This window comes from Streptomyces botrytidirepellens, from assembly GCF_003721215.1.
Taxonomy (GTDB): domain Bacteria; phylum Actinomycetota; class Actinomycetes; order Streptomycetales; family Streptomycetaceae; genus Streptomyces; species Streptomyces himastatinicus.
This window is the reverse complement of the sequence record NZ_RIBZ01000675.1, coordinates 1-6088: the sequence shown is the minus strand read 5'-3', so window position 1 is coordinate 6088 and position 6088 is coordinate 1. Positions and strand designations below refer to the sequence as shown.

Here is a 6088-nt window from a genome sequence, read left to right as displayed (position 1 = left end):
CGGGGGCCGGGTCGGGGGCCGGGTCGGGGGCCGGGGCCGGGGCGGCGGCCATCTCGGCGGCGATCGGCCGGCGGCGCTTCAGCCAGGCGTGCAGGACGGGGCGTACCGCCTCGCCGACCAGCAGGGCCAGGGTCAGGTACAGCAGCAGCGCGAGCCACAGGTACCCCGGCCAGGCCAGCGCCCGCTGGATCGGGAAGGGCACGCCCGTACGCCCCGCGACCAGGGCCCCGACGCTGGTCAGCGGAAGCACGAAGGCCGCCGCCGTGCCCGTACGGCGGGCCCGTCCGCCGGTCGCCGTCGTGTCGCGGATCAGCCGCCGCCACACGTACCAGTGCACCCCGACGAGCAGACCGACGACGGCCAGTGCGATCACGACGAAGAGCACGACCATCCCCGGTCCTCCCCTATGCGGCTATGTGGCTATGCGGCTGTGGAACTGTCCGGACGGCTACTCTTCGGCGTCATTTCGGCGCAGAGCGCGCAACCCACGCAACCCGATCACCCCGATGGCCGTCCCCAAGAGAAAGGACGTGATCGCGAGCAGCAGATGTACCCAAAAGTACGCGGTGGGGTCGCCTGCGTCGTCAAAAGCGAGCCCGCTGGCGTCCTTCCACAAGTTCTTGACAAAGGTGAACCAGATGGCCCAGCTCCAGACCCCGAAGGCGAGCAGGAACCAGGACACGGGGCGGCTGAGCTTCATGGTCTCCAGTATGGGCACCCGGCCGCGTACCTCCACGCGGGGGGCCACCGCCCGTAAGGCGGCGGTGCTTTCGCCGTCCGCCACGGCTGCGGGTACGTTCGCAGACGTGCCGATCTCTTCGAACACCTTCACGTCGCGAAGCGCCGCCGCGCCGCCGGCCATCACCGCCGCCCTGCTGCTGTCCACTCTCATGTCCCCCCTGCTCGCCTCCCCCGCTCTCGCCGCCGACGACCCGGGCGGCGCCAAGGGGGCCGAGGCCGCGAAGCCTCCCGCCCGGATGTCCACGGTGGGCGGGGCGCGGCTCGGCCGGCCCGGCACCCAGGTGGATCCGAAGCGGGGCGCGCCCGCGCTGCCGAAGGGGCTGAGCGGTAAGTCCTGGATGGTCGCGGACGCCGAGTCGGGCGAGGTGCTGGCCGCGCACAACGCCCACTGGCGGCTGCCGCCCGCGAGCACGCTGAAGATGCTGTTCGCGGACACCGTGCTGCCGAAGTTCCCCAAGACGCAGAAGCACACGGTGCGGGCGTCCGACCTGGCCGGGATGGGCGCGGGCAGCAGTCTGGTGGGGGTGAAGGAGAACCTCGACTACACGGTGCACGACCTGTGGCTGGGCGTCTTCCTGCGCTCGGGCAACGACGCGGTGCACGTCCTGTCCGCGATGAACGGCGGCGTCCCGGCGACCGTGCGGGACATGCAGGCGCACGCCAAGAAGCTGAACGCGCTGGACACCCATGTCGTCACGCCGGACGGCTATGACGAGGACGGCCAGTACAGCAGCGCGTACGACCTCACGCTGTTCGCCCGGTCCGGGCTTCAGAACGCGGACTTCCGGGAGTACTGCGCGACGGCGACCGCCCAGTTCCCGGGGGAATACAAAAAGGACAAAAAGGGCAAGAAGGTCCGCATGAGCTTCGGGATCCAGAACACCGACCGCCTGCTGACCGGCATCGACGTCAAGGCCTACAAGGGGCTGGCGGGGGTCAAGAACGGCTATACGAGCAAGGCGGGCTCCACCTTCACCGGGGTGGCCCAGCGCGGCAAGCGGGTGCTGCTGGTCACGGTCATGAACCCGCAGAAATCGGAGCCCTACGGGGTCTACAAGGAGACGGCGAAGCTGTTCGACTGGGGGTTCAACGCGGCCGACTCGGTGAATCCCGTCGGCACCCTCGTCCGCCCCGGACCGGCGGGCCTGAACCAGAGCCAGGCCTCGGCGGACGGCAAGAAGAACGGGGACGAGCACACCCAGGCGTCCATCTCGGGCGGTGACTCGGGCGGCATGTGGACGGCGGCCGGGATCGCGGCCGGTTCGCTGGCCGTGCTGGGCGCGGTCGCGTACGCGGTGCACCGCCGCTGGCCGCGCCGGGGGTGAACGTTACGCCGCTGAGCGGCCGGGTCCCTCGGCCCGGCCGCTCGGCCCGAGGGGTGTGGAGCCCTCCTCCCCGTCGTCCCCGTCGTCGGGTTCATCGGTCTTCTCGCCCGTCTCCTCGGCAGCCGATGCGGTGGCGGTCCAGGCGGCGCAGTACAGCGTGAGCTTCGCGGTGAGGTTGATCCACAGCAGCAGCGCGATGGGCACGCCGAACGCCCCGTACATGCTCTTGGCCGCCACTCCCCGCAGATAGCTGCTCAGCAGCAGCTTCAACAGCTCGAAGCCGATCGCGCCGATGAGCGCCGCGACCACGACCCTCCGGCGCGGCGGCTCGACCCTGGGCAGCCAGGTCAGGACGTAGCACAGCAGCAGGAAGTCGGCGGCGACGGCGATCAGGAACGCGGCGATCCACAGCAGCCAGCCGCCCACCCCGTTCTCGGGGATGTGGAGGAGCTGCGTCAGCCGGTGGACGACGGTGACGGCGAGCGTCGAGACCGCGAACGACGCGAGGGCGACGCCGCCCAGACCGATGAGCACCAGGCCGTCCTTGAGCCTGCGCGTCACAAGATTCCCGGGGTCCTCCTCCAGCTCCCAGACGGCGCGCAGGCATTCGCGCAGCGAGCCCACCCAGCCGATGCCGGTGAACAGCAGCAGGGCGCCCGCGACGATCCCGATGGTCGTGGCGTTCTGGATCAGGCCGCTCAGATCGAGCTGACCGGAGATGCCGGGGATCTGCTGGGCGAGCTTCCGCTGGAGCTGATGCATCTGCGACTCGGTGAGCGTCGCGGCGCCGATGGCCGCCCCCACGGTGACCAGGGGGAAGAAGGCGAGGAAGCTGATGAAGGTGATCGCGGCCGCCAGGCGGGTCCAGTGGACGCGATCCAGCCGTTCGTAGGAACGCCAGGCGTGGGTGCGCATCACGCGGGCGAGGGCGGGGCCGATGAGCGGCAACCGGGTCAGCCAGTCCATGATCAACAACTACCCTTCCGCCGATTTTTACTCCTCGGCGGCGGGTTCCCGTTTCTCGGCCACTCCACGACTTTCGCTACGCCATTCCGCCGACCGCTTCATCGGGCGGGGCCGGGAGTCACCAGGGAGAGGGCGCGGCCGGGCGGGTGAGATCGACCTGACGGGGCACCACGGGGGAGGCCGCATCGGGCTGTTCGCCGGGTCCGCCCGCGCCGAAGGGGTACTCGCGGTCGAGCCGCCACACTCCGTCCGCCCCCTGCTCGTAGAGCGCGAAGCCGTTGACCGTCCAGGCGGCCCCGAAGTCCTTCAGCTCCGCGAACGCCCGGTCCATCGCCTCCTCGTCGATCCCGTGCGCGACGGTGACGTGCGGGTGGTACGGGAACAGCAGCTCACGGGCGCACGGCCCGTGCGCCGCCCGGATCCGCTCCTGTAGCAGCATGCACTCCTCCGCGCCTTCGACGATCTTGACGAAGACGACGGGAGAGATCGGGCGGAAGGTGCCCGTCCCCTCCAACCGCATCGGGAACGGCCGCCCCACCGCCGCGACCTGGGCCAGATACTCCTCGACGGCGGGCAGCGCCGCGGCGTCGACCTCGGTCGGTGGCAGGAGGGTGACGTGGGTGGGAATGCCATGAGCGGCCGGGTCCCCGAAGCCCGCGCGCCGCTCCTGGAGGAAGCTGCCGTACGGCTCCGGGACCGCGATCGAAACGCCGAGCGTTACGGTCCCCACTGCGTTCTCCCTCCTGGCCCTCCCGGGCTGCTGGGCTTCAGTCCGCTGCACCGGTGCCAGTGTGGCGGCTGTGCCGCCTTCGCGGCTAGATTCCTCGATTCTTCGGCACACGGGCCGAAGAACCCCCTGGTCAGGGGTGGGCCGCGGTACACTCCCCCGGCGCCCGCCGGGGCCCCGTGCGTCCTGGAGGCCCACCGGGACGCTCGACGCGCGGCCCACTGGGACGCTCACCGCGTCGCGGGCAGGAACCCCACCTTGTCGTAGGCGAGCGCCAGCGTCTCGGCGGCGACGGCACGGGCCTTGTCCGCGCCCTTGGCCAGGATTCCGTCCAACGTCCCCGGGTCCGCCAGGTATTCCTGGGTCCGCTCGCGGAACGGCGTCACCCACTCGACCAGCACCTCGGCCAGGTCGGTCTTGAGCGCGCCGTACCCCTTGCCCTCGTACTTCCCCTCCAACTCCTTGATGGAGCTGCCGGTGAGGGTGGAGTAGATGGTCAGCAGATTGCTGACGCCGGGCTTCTTCTCCTCGTCGAAGCGGATCTCGGTCTCCAGGTCGGTGACCGCGCTCTTGATCTTCTTCGCGGAGACCTTCGGCTCGTCGAGGAGGTTGACGATGCCCTTGGGCGTGGAGGCCGACTTGCTCATCTTGACCGTCGGGTCCTGGAGGTCGTAGATCTTCCCGGTCTCCTTGACGATGTACGCGTCGGGAACGGTGAAGGTCTCGCCGAAGCGGCCGTTGAAACGGTCCGCGAGGTCGCGGGTCAGCTCGATGTGCTGGCGCTGGTCCTCGCCGACGGGGACGTGGTTGGCCTGGTAGAGCAGGATGTCCGCGACCTGGAGGATCGGGTACGTGAAGAGGCCGACGGTCGACCGGTCGGCCCCCTGCTTGGCCGACTTGTCCTTGAACTGGGTCATGCGGGAGGCCTCGCCGAAGCCGGTGAGGCAGTTCATCACCCAGCCGAGCTGGGCGTGCTCGGGCACATGGCTCTGGATGAAGAGCGTGCAGCGGTCCGGGTCGAGACCGGACGCGAGCAGCTGGGCTGCGGCGAGCCGACTGTTGGCGCGCAGCTCCGCCGGATCCTGCGGAACGGTGATCGCGTGCAGGTCGACCACGGTGTAGAACGCGTCGTGGGTCTCCTGTAGCGCGACGTACTGCCGGATCGCACCGAGGTAGTTCCCGAGGTGGAAGGAGCCTGCGGTGGGCTGGATACCGGAGAGCGCACGGGGACGATCAAGGGCCATGCCACCCATTCTCTCAGGTGTGGAACCGGACTCGGTCCGCCGGTGTATCAAAGGTGTGAGGACTCGTGAGGGGGCGCGGGAGGGGGACCTCGTCGCGCGGGACGAAACGCAGGACGAAGCGCAGGACCAAGCGCAGGACCAAGCGCAGGACGAAGCGCAGGGCCAAGCGCAGGACGAAGCAGGGCTCGTCGAAACAGGGCCGGATGCGGGCGTGATCGCTCGGGTGCGGGCCGGGGAGACCGGGGCCTATGCCGAGCTGGTGCGCGCCCACACGCCGATAGCGCTGCGCACCGCCGCGCTGATGGGCGCGGGCGCTGACGCCGAGGATGTGGTGCAGGACGCCTTCGTGAAGGCGTATCTCGCGCTGGGCACCTTCAAGGACGACGCGGCGTTCCGGCCGTGGCTGCTGCGGATCGTCGCCAATCAGACGCGGAACGCGGTGCGCTCGGCGCGTCGCCGGCAGACGGCGGTCGACCGGGAAGGGGCCATGGCCGGAGCCGATCCGGCGATACCGGAGAGCGCGGATCCGGCGGCCATGGCGCTCGCGGACGAGCGGCGGGCGCGGCTGATGGCCGCGCTGGAGCAGCTGAGCGAGCCGCAGCGGTGGGTGGTCACCTACCGCTATCTGCTGGATCTGGACGAGGGGGAGACCGCGGCGGCCCTGGGCTGGCCGCGCGGCACGGTGAAGTCGCGGCTGAGCCGCGCGCTGCGGCGGCTGGAGCTGCTGCTGGAGGCGGACGAGGCGGTCCGGCCCGGTGAGGAGCCGGGGCGGGCACGGCAGACACGGCAGGGAGTGCGGGGAGGCATAGGGGATGGACGGGGAAGGGCTGCCCGGCGAGCTGCGGGCGCTCGGGCGCGCACTGGAGGGGCCACCGCCCGCCGACCCGGGGGACGGCCCCCGAAGGGAGGGCGTGTCGTCGGCCGACGGCCAGACGATGGCCGAGCGGGTGCTGGCCCAGATCGTCGGGATGATCGCGGGGCCGCCGGATCGCGCGGCGCCCGGCGGCCGGATCCGGGAGGAGCAGTGGTGGCAGGAGCTGCCCGGGCTTGAGGCCGGGCAGGGGCCCACCGGCGCCCCCGGCCGG

The 6088-nt window shown here is 70.9% G+C and carries 5 protein-coding genes and 2 pseudogenes; 2 read left to right on the top strand and 5 right to left on the bottom strand.

Annotation, left to right across the window (positions count from 1 at the left end; all coding sequences use genetic code 11):
- Both EEJ42_RS35425 and EEJ42_RS53390 read right to left on the bottom strand, forming a co-directional pair.
- Positions 1-391 (bottom strand): annotated as a pseudogene (locus tag EEJ42_RS35425) (metallophosphoesterase); the annotation flags it as partial.
- Between the two features lie 57 nt (positions 392-448).
- Positions 449-700, bottom strand: a complete 252-nt coding sequence (locus EEJ42_RS53390) for an SCO4848 family membrane protein (protein WP_246097585.1) — start codon at positions 698-700, stop codon at positions 449-451.
- A gap of 190 nt (positions 701-890) precedes the next feature.
- Between EEJ42_RS53390 and EEJ42_RS35420 the strand changes: the two genes are divergently transcribed.
- The gene (locus EEJ42_RS35420; protein ID WP_342778376.1) at positions 891-2066 is read left to right on the top strand and encodes a D-alanyl-D-alanine carboxypeptidase family protein; all 1176 of its coding nucleotides are present in this window, start codon (positions 891-893) and stop codon (positions 2064-2066) included.
- Between the two features lie 3 nt (positions 2067-2069).
- Here EEJ42_RS35420 and EEJ42_RS35415 read toward each other — a convergent pair whose 3' ends face one another.
- The 3 genes from EEJ42_RS35415 to trpS form a co-directional block, all read right to left on the bottom strand.
- The gene (locus EEJ42_RS35415) at positions 2070-3032 is read right to left on the bottom strand and encodes a YihY/virulence factor BrkB family protein (protein WP_184503434.1); all 963 of its coding nucleotides are present in this window, start codon (positions 3030-3032) and stop codon (positions 2070-2072) included.
- Between the two features lie 118 nt (positions 3033-3150).
- Positions 3151-3762 (bottom strand): 2'-5' RNA ligase family protein, encoded by a 612-nt coding sequence (locus EEJ42_RS35410; RefSeq protein ID WP_123106314.1) that lies wholly within the window; start codon positions 3760-3762, stop codon positions 3151-3153.
- Between the two features lie 227 nt (positions 3763-3989).
- Entirely contained in the window at positions 3990-5003 is a 1014-nt protein-coding gene (gene trpS, locus EEJ42_RS35405) for a tryptophan--tRNA ligase (RefSeq protein ID WP_123106313.1), read from the bottom strand.
- A 211-nt stretch (positions 5004-5214) separates the two neighbouring features.
- On the opposite strand from trpS, the pseudogene EEJ42_RS35400 reads away from it, so the two are divergent.
- Positions 5215-5778 (top strand): annotated as a pseudogene (locus EEJ42_RS35400) (RNA polymerase sigma factor); the annotation flags it as partial.
- Positions 5779-6088 lie beyond the last annotated feature (310 nt).